Below are 12,343 nucleotides of genomic sequence, written 5' to 3' on the forward strand. Positions count from 1 at the left end.
CCACAATGACAACCGACCCGTATGCTAACTTGCCATGCTGATTTTGTCGCACAAGAGTGACTATATTTATACTTCCAATCTTTTCATTGCAATTCGAAGGCGACAATTCGAATATCTTTGATGGATGTCACGCTTTCTTGAAAAAACATCTGCCATTCCGGCGCAGCGCCGCCTGGCAACTGGCAACTGGCAACTGGCAACTGGCAACTGGCAACTGCGCGGATGATGACGGACTGGCCGGATGTACGTTCCCAGCGCAGAGATTTTTCGGACAGCACGGTGCCTTGAATCGAGATGGGCAATAAATGGACAGACAAGTCATCGACGCCATGCAACGCTGGCCGGACGTTCCCGCAGCCTGTGGTTGGCTTTCGCTGGATGCACGTGGCGCCTGGCGCCTGCATGAACACGGTGATGCCAATACCGGCACACCGGGGGAGCGCATTGCACACGACGGCCTGCGCGCCTTTATTGCACGCAATTACAGCCATGACGACCATGGCCGCTGGTTTTTCCAGAATGGGCCCCAGCGTGTTTTTGTAAGCCTGGAGGCGGCGCCCTACCTGTTGCGCTGGAATGACACGCAAAGTGCACTGGAAAACCACCTGGGTATGCCCGCCGGCAATATTTTCGCCTGGTGGCTGAGCAGTGACGGCAGGCTCTATGCCCAAACCGCCCTGGGTCCGGCTGCGCTGGATGATCGTGAACTGGAAAGCACCGCCAGGCGGCTGATGCTGCCCAATGGCGCAAGCCTGTTGCAGTATTGGCTGGCCCACTACCCGGAACTTGCCGACGACGCCGCCAGCGTCTTGCTGCTGCCGGACGTTCAACTGGACGGCCAGCTCCCAGGGGCACCGCTGATGGGCATAGGCGAGCAACGACTGCCTGCCGAACTCGGTTTCCAAAGACACCCAAGCATCTAGCAGGCACAGCAGTCCAGGCACTTTGACGTACAGAAAACTGGGCAAAAAAGGGCCCCTACGCTGCGCATTCGGCTGAGATGCCCCCGAGAGGGCGTAAACAGCCGCAACCGCATAAGCTGCTGAAACGACACTAGCGGAGCTGAAACTGCACGAACGGCCGGCGGCCAATCCACTGTGCTCATTTGAGCACTCTGTCTGCCTGCAAACTGACGCCAGGCGCTAGGCTATGACGTCCGATCCGCCAGGAAGCGTCCCCATGCCATCACCGTCACCCACTTCACCTGCAGGCAGCCAGGCCACCAATACCAACCCGCCGCCGGATGCCGCCTCGCGCTCCCCTTTCGCAACCCGGCCGGGCATCAAGCCGCGCCACCCGGATATGCCGCGCCGGCCCTATCAATGCCTGCCCTTTCCCGTGCGGATGCTGCATGCCCCGACGCACACAGAGGCCACGTCGCCGCCCACCGCCCACACGTCGCCAGGCACCGATTTCGACGGTCACTGGAAAGACGCGCTGGCCTCGCTGCTGGCACCTTGCATGGCCTTGTTCTGGCCGGACTTGCATGACGCGGTCGACTGGAACTCGCCACTCGATTTACTCGACAAGGAATTACGCGCGCTGAACCCCGGTCGCCGCCGCAACCGGCGCTATCCCGACAAGCTGGTCCGCGTGCGGCTGCGCAATGGCGCGCCAGCACTGATGCTGCTGCACGTGGAAATCCAGCAGCGTCTGGCCAGTCATTTTGCCAAACGCATGTATAGCTACTTCGCCAGGTTATATGAAACCTATCCTGACACCCCCATCCTGCAATTTGCCATCATTACGCGCAGCCCCGGACGGGCGTCGCATCTGCACTATGACTACGCCCCAGAAGGTAAGGATTTTCTGAGCCTGGCCTATCGAGTGCCGGTGGTACATTTGCAGAGCTGGGCCGATCAGGAGAACGAACTTCAAGCCCGGGCGCCCGACAACCCATTTGCCGTCGTGGTATTGGCAGAACTCGCCGCCGCCCGGCGCGATGCGCCCCAGGTACGTCTGGAGGCAAAAACCCGGCTGGTACGCAACCTCTATCAATACGGCTGGCCTGCCGCGCGCGTCAGGCAACTATTCCTGTTCATCGACGGCATTCTCGCCCTGCCGCCCGCTTTGGACGAACAATTCTGGCAATCCCTGGCAAACTTCGAGGAGGAACGCAACGTGGCCTATATCAGCAGCGTGGAACGAATCGGCATTAAGAAGGGCCTGACACAAGGCCTGGAAACAGGACGTCACGAAGGCATGGCGGGACTGTTGCGCGAGCAGCTGGAAGTCCGGTTCGGCCCCTTGTCAGCGGCCGACCTGCAACGTCTGCAACTGGCGGATGGCACGACGCTGCGTGCCTGGGGCCGGCGCCTGCTGGATGCCCGGACACTGGAAGGCATCTGGCATTGAACCGATGCCGGCGTGACAGATTCAACGCGTTTGGCCGGGAAGACTCCCCCGGCCAGGGCGTCTGTCGCTAAAATGGCCGCATGAGCGACCTTCCCGCAGATTTTTACTTCCCCGCCCCACGCCAGCAACGCTATTGCAGCCAATGCGGCACGCTGCTGACTCGTGCCATCCCGCCGGGTGACAACCGCGTGCGCGATCTTTGCCAGCATTGTGGTGCGGTTCACTATCAGAACCCGCGCATGGTGGTTGGCTGTGTGCCGGTCTGGCGCGGCAAAGTGCTGCTATGCCGCCGGGCGATCGAACCCCGCTATGGCTTCTGGACCTTGCCTGCCGGTTTCATGGAGCTGGAAGAAACCACCGAACAAGGTGCCCTGCGGGAAACGCTGGAAGAAGCTGGCGCGCAGGTCGAGGCCGGCCCGCTCTTCACCGTGATCGACGTGCCGGGCGTCAATCAGGTTCATATTTATTATCTTGCCAACGTACTGGACGAAAAACTGGACCCAGGTCCGGAAAGCCTGGAAGCCGCGTTTTTCGATGAAGCCGACATCCCCTGGGATCACCTATCGTTTCTCAGCGTATCGTCGACCTTGCGGCATTTTTTCGAAGACCGCAAACAGCCTGAGTTCGGCGTTCACCGCTATACCCTGCCCATACACTGAAAGGCATGCGCATTCCCTGGCTGGAAGCCGACACTCCTTTTCCTCCTGCCGGACAGGCACTTGAAGTGCCGGATGGCTTGCTGGCCGCAGGCGCCGACCTTTCGGTCGCCAGGCTGCGTCAAGCCTATGGTCAAGGTATTTTCCCCTGGTTTTCCGCTGGCGACCCGGTGTTATGGTGGAGCCCGGATCCACGCATGGTGCTGGCCTGCGACGAGTTTTCGCCGCCACATGCCTTGCGCAAGCAGTTGCGCCAGATCGAACGAGCACAAGGCCAGGGTGACTACACCGTATGCGTGCAGGTGGATACCGCCTTCGCGGATGTTATTGCCGCATGCGCTGCCCCCAGAACGGAAGATGGCAGCACCTGGATTGTGCCCGCCATGCGGCGTGTGTATGAAGACTGGCACCTGGCGGGGGCGGTCCACAGCATAGAAACCTGGATGGATGGCCGGCTGGCCGGCGGCTTGTATGGTGTCAGCCTGGGAAGCATGTTCTTTGGCGAATCCATGTTTACCCGCCGCAGCAATGCATCGAAAATTGCGTTGGCCCATCTGGTGCGTTTCCTGGCACGCCATGGCGTGCAATGGATAGATTGCCAACAACAGACCGCACACCTGGCCAGCCTGGGCGCCCGGCCTCGCAGCCGCGAGGCATTCCTGGCCCATATTGCCGCCGCCTGCCAACAGCCCGTGCCGCCCTGGCAGCCGGGCTGGCTCGATAGCCAAGGGCGACTGCACCCGCTGCCTGTCCCCAGCCACCCAGATACCACAGCCAGTCCTGCAGGTGCGGCCAGATCTGTGGCCGCGCCGCCCGACGTCTTTCGCGAGAGGCAGGCATGATGCAGGCGCGGCAAACTCCGCCTTCCGGTGCCTGGCTACGCTGCTACCGGACGGAAAGCTATGAATGTAGCTATTGGCCCGAAAGGCAGGCACGCTCCCAGGTGGTCCAGGCCGGACAGGAACTTTATGACGGCGCCTATAGCCAGTTGATACGGCTGGGCTTTCGCCGTAGCGGCCTGCATATCTACCGCCCGCATTGCGACCAATGCCAAGCCTGTACGCCACTGCGCGTCGACGCGCAACATTTCCAGCCCAGCCGCAGCCAGAAGCGTGCCTGGAAACGCCATGCGCACCTGCAGGCCCGTGTACTGGCCCCGGCGTGGTCCGAGGAAAGCTACGCGCTCTACCAACGCTACCAGGCGCAACGCCATGCCGGAGGTGGTATGGACGACGGCGACCCCGAACAATACGCACAGTTCCTGCTGGCCTCACGGGTGGAGACCCGCCTGGTAGAGTTCCGCGACCCGGCCGACGGCCGGCTGATCATGGTCTCTGTCATTGACCTGCTCGATGATGGACTATCAGCGGTCTATACCTACTACGACCCTGACACCCCCGGCAGCCTGGGCGCCTACAGCATCCTGTGGCAGATTGCGCAATGCCAGGAAAACCAACGCCCCTGGCTATATCTGGGGTACTGGATCCCGGGCCACCCGAAAATGCATTACAAGTCCGGTTATAGGCCGGCGCAAATCCTGCGCGATGATCATTGGCTGCCGTTCGAACAGTTACCGCCGGCACAATGGCCAGATCCGCCTGCGCTACACCAGGCCTGAGCATGTATACCGTTTTTACAGCCCCCAGGCTGAACAGCATCCTCTACACTTATTCTCCCGTCCCTGCCCTCCGGCGGGCGCGGCACATTCATTCTAGGTTCTCTTCCTGACCGCCCGCCATGTCCCTGCTCTCCACGCTTTACCCCCTGACACGCCGCGCCCTTTTTTCGCTGGACGCGGAAACCGCGCACGAACTGACGCTGCGCAACCTGGCGCGCCTGCAACGTTGCCAGCTCACTCGCCCGCTGCTGGAACAACGCTGCGCCGGCAAGCCGGTGGAGCTCATGGGCCTGACACTGCGCAACGGCGTGGGCCTGGCCGCCGGGCTGGACAAGAATGGCGCCTGCATCGACGCGCTCGGCGCCCTGGGCTTCGGTTTCGTGGAAGTTGGCACGGTCACGCCGCGCCCGCAACCAGGCAACCCCAAGCCGCGCATGTTTCGCCTGCCGCAGGGCCAGGCGCTCATCAACCGCATGGGCTTCAATAACGAAGGGCTGGATGTTTTTCTCCAGAACGTGCAACGCAGCACCTGGCGCCAGCATGGCGGCATCCTGGGCTTGAATATCGGCAAGAATGCCGACACCCCCGTGGAACGCGCCGTGGACGATTATCTGCTGGGCCTGGAAGGCGTCTATCCGCATGCGGATTACGTCACCGTGAACATTTCCTCGCCCAACACCAAGAACCTGCGCAGCTTGCAAAGCGGCGACGCGCTGGATGCCTTGCTTGCCGCTCTCCAGGAAAAGCGCCAGGCGCTGGCCGACCGCCACGGCCGCAACGTTCCGTTGGCCGTCAAGATCGCTCCGGACCTCAGCACAGAAGAAGTAGATGCCATCGCGGAAACGCTGCTACGCCATCGCGTGGATGGCGTGATCGCCACGAATACCACGCTCTCGCGCAGCGCCGTGGAAGGCCTGCCCCATGCACAAGAGGCCGGCGGGCTTTCCGGCCCGCCCGTGCATGAATTGTCCCTGGAAGTCATCCGGCGCCTGCATGGTCGCCTGGCTGGCGGCTGCGCCATTATCGGGGTAGGCGGCATAGATTCCGGCCAGCGCGCCCAGGAAAAAATCGCCGCAGGCGCCCAGGCGGTACAGATCTACACCGGCATGATCTATCGTGGCCCTGGTCTGGTACAGGAGTGCGTCCAGGCCCTGCAACAAGGCTGATACAGGGCAGATATACCGCAGCTATAGATTTCCAGCCAGACAGAACGCGCGCGGCAGCATACCGCGCGCGCCTGTCCCAGGCGTCAGCCGAGATTCCGCCAGCCCCACCCCAGGTTTCAGCACAAAAAAAACGGCCGCCACACAGTGACGGCCGATAAAAGCCCCGGAGCGTCTCCGGGCGCTAGGCAAATACCGTTGCTGTCTCAAACAACGGCGACTTCATGCTCCTGATTCGCCAGCATGCTATGCGTTTGCTGGAAGCGCGTATGCCAGGCAAAGGCTTCTTCGAGAATGTGCGGCGTCTGGCCGCCACGCTTGCAAGCGGCACGGAAGTATTCGCGCAGTTCTTCGCGATACAGCGGATGCACGCAGTTCTCGATGATGGTAGCGGCGCGTTCGCGCGGCGCCAGGCCACGCAGGTCGGCCAGACCGGTTTCCGTCACCAGAATGTCGACATCATGCGCCGAGTGATCCACGTGCGGCACCATGGGCACCACGCTGGAGATATCCCCGCCCTTGGCAATGGACTTGGTCACGAAGATGGAGGTATGGGCATTGCGGGCGAAGTCGCCCGAACCGCCGATGCCGTTCATCATGTGCGTGCCACCCACGTGGGTGGAGTTCACATTGCCGTAGATGTCGAATTCCAGCGCGGTATTCAGCGTGATCAGGCCAAAGCGGCGTACCAGCTCGGGCAGGTTGCTGATCTCTTGCGGACGCAGGACCAGGCGCGAACGGTACTTTTCGACGTTTTCGATCAGCTGCTCGTACACCGGTTTGGAGACCGTGATGGACGACGCCGAAGCGAAGCTCATCTGGCCGGAATCCAGTAGCGCGAAGGTGCTGTCCTGCAGCACTTCCGAGTACATCGTCAGGTCGTGGAAGGGCGAATCCACCAGGCCGTGCAGTACCGCATTGGCGATGGTGCCTATGCCCGCCTGCAGCGGCAGCAATGAATGAGTCAGCCGTCCATGACGGACTTCATTGAGCAGGTAATCGTTGATGTGGCCGGCAATGGCGGCGGTTTCCTCGTCCGGCGGCAACACGTTGGACGGGCTGTCCGGCTGGTCGGTGATGACAATGGCGACGATACGCGACGGATCGACCTTGATGCTGGTACTGCCGATGCGCTGGCCAACGTCGGTCAGCGGCACGGGCTGGCGGTTCGGGCGCTCCGCCGGCAGGTAGATGTCGTGAAAGCCTTCCAGGGCTGCTGGCACCTGGGTGTTCAGCTCGATGATGATACGTTCGGCCATCGTGGCGAAGGTGGCCGAATTACCCACGGACATGGTGGGCACAATACCGCCATCTTCGGTGATGGCACAGGCTTCGATCACGGCCACATCCAGCTTGCCCAGGAAGCCGGAGCGCAGTTGCTCGACGGTTTCCGACAAATGCTGGTCGATGAATTTCACTTCACCGGCGTTGATCTTGCGACGCAGGGTGGTATCCACCTGGAACGGCAGGCGACGACCCAGTACGCCGGCTTCGGCCAGCAGCTTGTCGGTGTCGTGGCCCAGCGAGGCGCCGGTGATCAGCGTGATACTGAGAGGATCGCGAATGGCGCGGCGCGCCAGCGCATGCGGTACGGCCTTGCAATCGCCGGCGCGGGTAAAGCCGCTCATGCCGACGACCATGCCGTCACGGAAGATTTCAGCCGCTGCGTCGGCAGATACGATCTTGTCCTTCAGGGAGGCAAGGCGGATACGATCGCTATGCATAGTGTGGTGTCTCCTGATTCCGATATCGCTACTGGCCGGGATAGCCCAACCTTGGCCTTCTCAAGAAGGTCTCCCGGCGACATTCTTCCGTTGCCCAGGCCGCAATTGATTGCGGTTGCAACGCCCTTTTGCGGGTATGCGCAATGCCGTTCTTTCCAGGGAACCAGGCATTGAACAGTGCTGATGAGCCGAGTATAGGCACTGGTGACCAGTCAGTTTATGACTTAATATCATCCCAGCCATTCTATTTTTTCATGGGAAACAGGCATGGATATCCGCGCTTTGCGCTACTTCGTCGAAACCGTCAGGCGGGCCAGCTTTACCCAGGCTGCCGAAGCGCTGTACGTGACCCAGTCGACCATCAGCAAGATGGTGCGCCAGCTGGAAGATGAAATCGGCGCGCCCCTGCTGATACGGGAAGCGCGCGGTGTGCATACTACTGATGTGGGCCAGATCGTCTACGAGCGCGGCCAGGAAATCCTTGCCGGAATGCGGCGCATTGCGCTGGAAGTCCAGGAAACCACCGGCCTGGTGCGCGGCACCCTGACGGTTGGCATTCCCCCCATGGTTAACCTGTTGTTCACACCGGTCGTGCAACGGTTCCGTGAACGCTACCCGGCCATTGACCTGCAACTGCGCGAGGCAACCGGCCAGGGAGTGGAGCGGCTGGTGGCGTCCGGCGAGCTGGAGGTCGGGGCCACGATTCTGCCTGCCGACCATCCGGAGCTGGTCACCCAGGCTTTCGGCGATTACCCCCTCTGGGTCGTCGGGCCGGGTCGCTCCCCGTTACGTGGGCGCAAGACCTTGCCCTTCGCACAGCTGGCCGAACTGCCGCTGTTGATGCTGGACGAAGATTTCGCCCTGACCCGGCGGTTGCGCCAGGCATTTCGCAGCGCGGGATTCGCGCCTAAAGTGGCAACCCACAGCGCACACTGGGATTTCCTGGTGTCGATGGCATCGGCGGGACTGGGCTATGCCGTCCTGCCCGACCCCTTGATCAAACGCTTGAAGACTGCAGACATGTGCCTGATGCGGCTGGTGAAACCCGACCTGAAATGGCAGGTGGGCCACATCTGGCCGCGCGAACGCTATATATCCCATGCTGCCAGGGCCTGGCTGGAAGTCTGCGACGAAGTCATGAATGACCGTTCCGGCACGGGCGCCGAACCCATTTCCAGCTGACCTTGCCCTGGTAGGCTCCGAGCATGTCCGGGCACTGCTGAAATCGGCCCTGCCCCTGCTACCCCTGACCACTCGCACACCCATGAAAAATGTCCGCCGTCAAGCTTTCAGCCAGATTGATAAACCTAAACCATTGTGTATCAATGGCTTAGGCCGGATTATCCCCGGATTAAAACTAAGGCCCCAAGTTCACCAATGCCCACGCCCGTTTCAACCAGGGACGTCGTTTCCCTTGGGCTCGGCTGAGTTATATCCCGTAGGAACAATAGATCTCTGCTGCAACGGTGACGGCGAGACTGCTGCACCAACAGCTACATCGCGGAGATACTAGGTGGAGCTCCCCACGCCCAGACATCGCGTCGGTTCATCAAGAGCCACACGGAAAGTCCAGCAGGCCAGCGTGGACGCCTGGCAACGCGCCAGGCGACTACGGCATTGAAGGGGGACTCATCGAGTCGCAATCAGGGGCGATGTCAAGGCTGACGTCAAGTCACCTGTAACGACCCCTTGGCCTGCATCAACAGATCAATTACGTCCGGTGCACTGATGATGCTGAATCGTGGGTCCATCTGTTCAGCCGTCATGCCGTTGTGGGTCATGCAAGAGCCGCAGATCGCGATCCGCCCTCCCTTTTCCAGGAACGTGTCCAACAGACTGGCAACAGGTTCGAAGGGTTTGCCGATGTCCATGCCGGCGCAAGCACCCGGCTTGCCAAGTTCGACGGCTGCCACCATCAGAATAATGGTGGCGGTGTAGCCCTTGAGTAGTGCGTTGAGGGCCATGGTGAAGGTCACAGTCACCTTGTTGGGGTTGCTTCTTCCATCGAAAACGGTCGCAACAAAATCAGTGGTTTGCATGGTCAGGTCCTAAATCGTACAAAGTGGATATAGGGAGGCGCCGGTCGCTTTCGCCTCCAATGAGGGGGCAGAATCAACACGATCTGCGACTCTCTCACTTGCTATTGCTCGGAGGCTTTTGCACCCGAGTTACCGGCCAATGCCGAAAACTCGTTGAAAGCGGCTACGGCATTCGAGGCATACATTGCCGAAGGACCACCGCCCATGTAGATGGCAACGCCCAGCGCTTCGTGGACTTCGGCTTCGGTGGCGCCGAGCTTGACCAAGGCCTTGGTGTGGAACGCGATGCAACCGTCACAGCGTGCCGCCACACCCACCGCGAGCGCGATCAGTTCTTTCGTCTTGGCGTCCAGTGCCCCGTTGGCAATGGCAGACTTGCCCATCTCGCCGAAACCCTTCATAACCTGCGGAACACCCTTATGCAGGGGCACCAGATTAGCCATCACGTCCTGGGTCAATTGTTTATAGCTGTTCGTCATCGAAACTCCTCATTGGTAGAAATATCAGGTTGAAATCAGACCGAAGACCGCGCGGACATACCGCGTCGAGACCACCAGCCGTCGACGGTGTAGAAAAGGAGGGTCGAAACCACAAGCCCCAGCCCGAACACCAGGGCAATAAGGAACCAGTCTGCAGGCCCGCCAGCATCGGTGAAACCGGATGATGACACTTGAGCCATCAGCACCAGTGCCAGGCCACCGCCGATCACGCCCAGGGCTTGCGAACGGACCAGGCGACGCGACACGATGCCGCGCTCACGAATCAGTAGAACAATGAACGCCGGCAAGCCCAGCACCACCACTGCCATGAGCAACCACAGCAAGGGCCCCAGCATTTCCTGGAAGACCACCAGCAAGACCAAAGGATCAAGTTCTTTCATGTTGGGGTTCCTCAGGCGCGACCGCGCAGCATACTGATGTAGGTTGGCTTCAAGGCCATGGTCTTCATGACCCAACTGACCCACAGCTCTTCCAACGGTGCGATCACGCCCGGGAACGACGGCACCAGGTTGTTCTGGTAGTCGAATTCCACCAGCATGGCCTGGCCCAGGCGCGTGATCAGCGGGCACGAGGTGTAGCCGGTGTAGACGGCCTCCGACGACTTGCCTGCTATCTCCGCGACCATGTGATCGACTGCCACCGGCACCTGCCACTTTACGCTGGCTGCCGTCTTGCCCTTGGGCACGCCAGCGATGTCGCCCACGCCGAAGACGTTGCGATAGCGCACATGGCGCAGCGTGCCCTGGTCAACCTCCAGCCATCCTTCGACGGACCAGGCACCCGTCTGCCACGGAAGTGGACTATTGCGAATAACCTCCGGCGCACGCATAGGCGGGATGACATGGATGAAGTCGTAGTTCTGCTCCTCCATGCCATCGGGTGTGCTGAAGGTGGCGATCTTCCTGCCCGGGTCGATGGCCTTGAGTACGCGGTCATAGTTCATCTTGATGCCACGCGCCTGAAACAGCATGCGCACCTTCTCCGAGACGATGGGCACGCTGAACAATGCCTTGTTGTTCGCGTTGTAGACCACCTCAGCCTTGCCACGTTGCCCGCGCCGCGTCAGGTAATCCTCGGTCACGAAGGTGTACTTGAGAGGAGCGCCCGCACACTTCATCTCGGTGGCGGGGCGCATGAACACACCACGGCCACCCCGGTCGGCAAACGCAGACATGGCCTGCCAGGTGGCCAGCGCTCCCGCCGGACTGTGGTAGATGCTGCCGATGCCGTTCTGACCGATTAGCTTGTCATCCATGCCCTCGATCAAGCCGTATTCCAGCTGCATGCCGGTGGCGACGATGAGGAAGTCGTAGGGGTAGGCTTTTCCACTTTCAGTAACGACGCGGTTGCCTTCCGGGTCGAACTCGGCCACGCGCTCCTGAACCTGTTCCACCCCCATTGGCACGTAGTCGGCGGTGGAGGACGTAACGTAGTTCACCGGCTTGATGCCTGAGCCGACCAACGTGAACCCCGGTTGGTAGAAGTGTTCCTTGCGTGCGTCGATCAGGGTAATCTGGGCGCCGTCGAGCGCGGCAGCCAGGCGCGAAGCCGCAGTCAGGCCCGCTGCGCCGGCGCCCGCGATGACGATACGCGCCTTGGTCGGCGTCTTGCCCGTCGCACGGGCAGCATTCGCTGAACATGTCGAGCCCGCGGCGCATGCAGTGCCCAGCATCAGCAATGCCCGACGACGATCAAATGCGATGTCTCCAATGAGGTCTTTTGCTCTTGTCATGGTGTCAGCCCCGTCACGTCGGGGCGCAATAGATATTCCAGAGTGTGCGCATGATGCACACGACGTTATCGCTGGCCAAACACAAAGAGGGCTGCCGGATACCCGTAGCCCCTTCCAGTTCCTCCACGTTCTGCCGTCCTAAAGCGGTCTGGCACAAGAGCATCAATCGGTCTTCGTTGGCAAGCGCCTTGAGCAATGCACAGGCTTTACCTGCATGTTCGCGCAGTTGTTCGGGCGTGGTTTGCTTACTGGAAATGTGCCTTTCGACTATCAATATATAAAAATATAAACTATAAAAATTGATATTGAAAGAGACCCTGGCATGCAAACACAACGTCAGCGCCCACATGCCACACAGCCAAAGCGCTTTCGGCGCTGGTTTCCTATCCTGACGTGGGGCCGACGCTACAACCGGAACCAGTTCACCGGCGACCTGCTGGCCGCTGGCGTCGTCACGCTAATGCTGATCCCGCAAAGCCTGGCCTATGCCCTGTTGGCCGGCCTGCCACCTCAAACTGGCCTGTACGCCAGCATACTGCCGCTATTAGCCTACGCG

General features: G+C 60.7%; 14 protein-coding genes and 1 pseudogene. 8 read left to right on the top strand and 7 right to left on the bottom strand.

Annotation, left to right across the window (positions count from 1 at the left end; all coding sequences use genetic code 11):
• Nucleotides 1–83 precede the first annotated feature (83 nt).
• Nucleotides 84–317, bottom strand: a complete 234-nt coding sequence (locus ACEW7X_RS09585; RefSeq protein WP_420177138.1) for a hypothetical protein — start codon at nt 315–317, stop codon at nt 84–86.
• Here ACEW7X_RS09585 and ACEW7X_RS09590 point away from each other — a divergent pair.
• The 6 genes from ACEW7X_RS09590 to ACEW7X_RS09615 all read left to right on the top strand — a co-directional run bounded on the left by ACEW7X_RS09590 (nt 306) and on the right by ACEW7X_RS09615 (nt 5,795).
• Nucleotides 306–923, top strand: coding sequence for a DUF2946 family protein (locus tag ACEW7X_RS09590; protein WP_339136771.1), 618 nt, complete (start codon nt 306–308; stop codon nt 921–923). The two genes, ACEW7X_RS09585 and ACEW7X_RS09590, sit on opposite strands and share 12 nt — an antisense overlap.
• Nucleotides 924–1,179: 256 nt before the next feature.
• Entirely contained in the window at nt 1,180–2,355 is a 1,176-nt protein-coding gene (locus tag ACEW7X_RS09595; RefSeq protein WP_420177139.1) for a hypothetical protein, read from the top strand.
• Between the two features lie 80 nt (nt 2,356–2,435).
• Nucleotides 2,436–3,014, top strand: coding sequence for an NUDIX hydrolase (locus ACEW7X_RS09600; RefSeq protein WP_068369764.1), 579 nt, complete (start codon nt 2,436–2,438; stop codon nt 3,012–3,014).
• 5 nt (nt 3,015–3,019) lie between these two features.
• Nucleotides 3,020–3,853: a leucyl/phenylalanyl-tRNA--protein transferase gene (aat, locus tag ACEW7X_RS09605; RefSeq protein ID WP_420177140.1), complete on the top strand. Its 834-nt coding sequence runs from the start codon at nt 3,020–3,022 to the stop codon at nt 3,851–3,853.
• Complete coding sequence (locus ACEW7X_RS09610; RefSeq protein ID WP_068369770.1) at nt 3,850–4,629, top strand: arginyltransferase; 780 nt, start codon at nt 3,850–3,852, stop codon at nt 4,627–4,629. The genes aat and ACEW7X_RS09610 overlap by 4 nt, the downstream gene beginning before the upstream one ends.
• Before the next feature lie 119 nt (nt 4,630–4,748).
• Nucleotides 4,749–5,795 carry a quinone-dependent dihydroorotate dehydrogenase gene (locus ACEW7X_RS09615; RefSeq protein ID WP_420177141.1) on the top strand — a complete coding sequence of 349 codons (1,047 nt, stop codon included), beginning with the start codon at nt 4,749–4,751 and terminating at the stop codon, nt 5,793–5,795.
• Between the two features lie 203 nt (nt 5,796–5,998).
• On the opposite strand, the gene ACEW7X_RS09620 is transcribed toward ACEW7X_RS09615, so the two are convergent.
• Entirely contained in the window at nt 5,999–7,516 is a 1,518-nt protein-coding gene (locus ACEW7X_RS09620) for an acetyl-CoA hydrolase/transferase family protein (RefSeq protein ID WP_127774464.1), read from the bottom strand.
• Between the two features lie 267 nt (nt 7,517–7,783).
• On the opposite strand from ACEW7X_RS09620, the gene ACEW7X_RS09625 reads away from it, so the two are divergent.
• Nucleotides 7,784–8,698 (top strand): LysR family transcriptional regulator, encoded by a 915-nt coding sequence (locus ACEW7X_RS09625; protein ID WP_068369778.1) that lies wholly within the window; start codon nt 7,784–7,786, stop codon nt 8,696–8,698.
• A 485-nt stretch (nt 8,699–9,183) separates the two neighbouring features.
• Here the strand turns inward: ACEW7X_RS09625 and ACEW7X_RS09630 are convergent, their stop codons facing one another.
• From ACEW7X_RS09630 to ACEW7X_RS09650, 5 genes are all read right to left on the bottom strand, one after another.
• Complete coding sequence (locus ACEW7X_RS09630) at nt 9,184–9,555, bottom strand: DsrE family protein (RefSeq protein ID WP_420177142.1); 372 nt, start codon at nt 9,553–9,555, stop codon at nt 9,184–9,186.
• A gap of 101 nt (nt 9,556–9,656) precedes the next feature.
• Nucleotides 9,657–10,034, bottom strand: a complete 378-nt coding sequence (locus ACEW7X_RS09635; protein ID WP_068369781.1) for a carboxymuconolactone decarboxylase family protein — start codon at nt 10,032–10,034, stop codon at nt 9,657–9,659.
• Between the two features lie 35 nt (nt 10,035–10,069).
• Nucleotides 10,070–10,435, bottom strand: coding sequence for a DUF5368 domain-containing protein (locus tag ACEW7X_RS09640; protein WP_068369784.1), 366 nt, complete (start codon nt 10,433–10,435; stop codon nt 10,070–10,072).
• A gap of 11 nt (nt 10,436–10,446) precedes the next feature.
• Nucleotides 10,447–11,787, bottom strand: a complete 1,341-nt coding sequence (locus ACEW7X_RS09645) for an NAD(P)/FAD-dependent oxidoreductase (protein WP_068369785.1) — start codon at nt 11,785–11,787, stop codon at nt 10,447–10,449.
• Between the two features lie 13 nt (nt 11,788–11,800).
• Entirely contained in the window at nt 11,801–12,043 is a 243-nt protein-coding gene (locus ACEW7X_RS09650) for a hypothetical protein (RefSeq protein WP_130487535.1), read from the bottom strand.
• A gap of 204 nt (nt 12,044–12,247) precedes the next feature.
• On the opposite strand from ACEW7X_RS09650, the pseudogene ACEW7X_RS09655 reads away from it, so the two are divergent.
• Nucleotides 12,248–12,328: pseudogene (locus ACEW7X_RS09655) on the top strand (SulP family inorganic anion transporter); the annotation flags it as partial.
• Between the last annotated feature and the right edge of the window lie 15 nt (nt 12,329–12,343).

The organism is Kerstersia gyiorum (assembly GCF_048595715.1).
GTDB classification, from domain to species: Bacteria; Pseudomonadota; Gammaproteobacteria; order Burkholderiales; family Burkholderiaceae_B; genus Kerstersia; species Kerstersia gyiorum.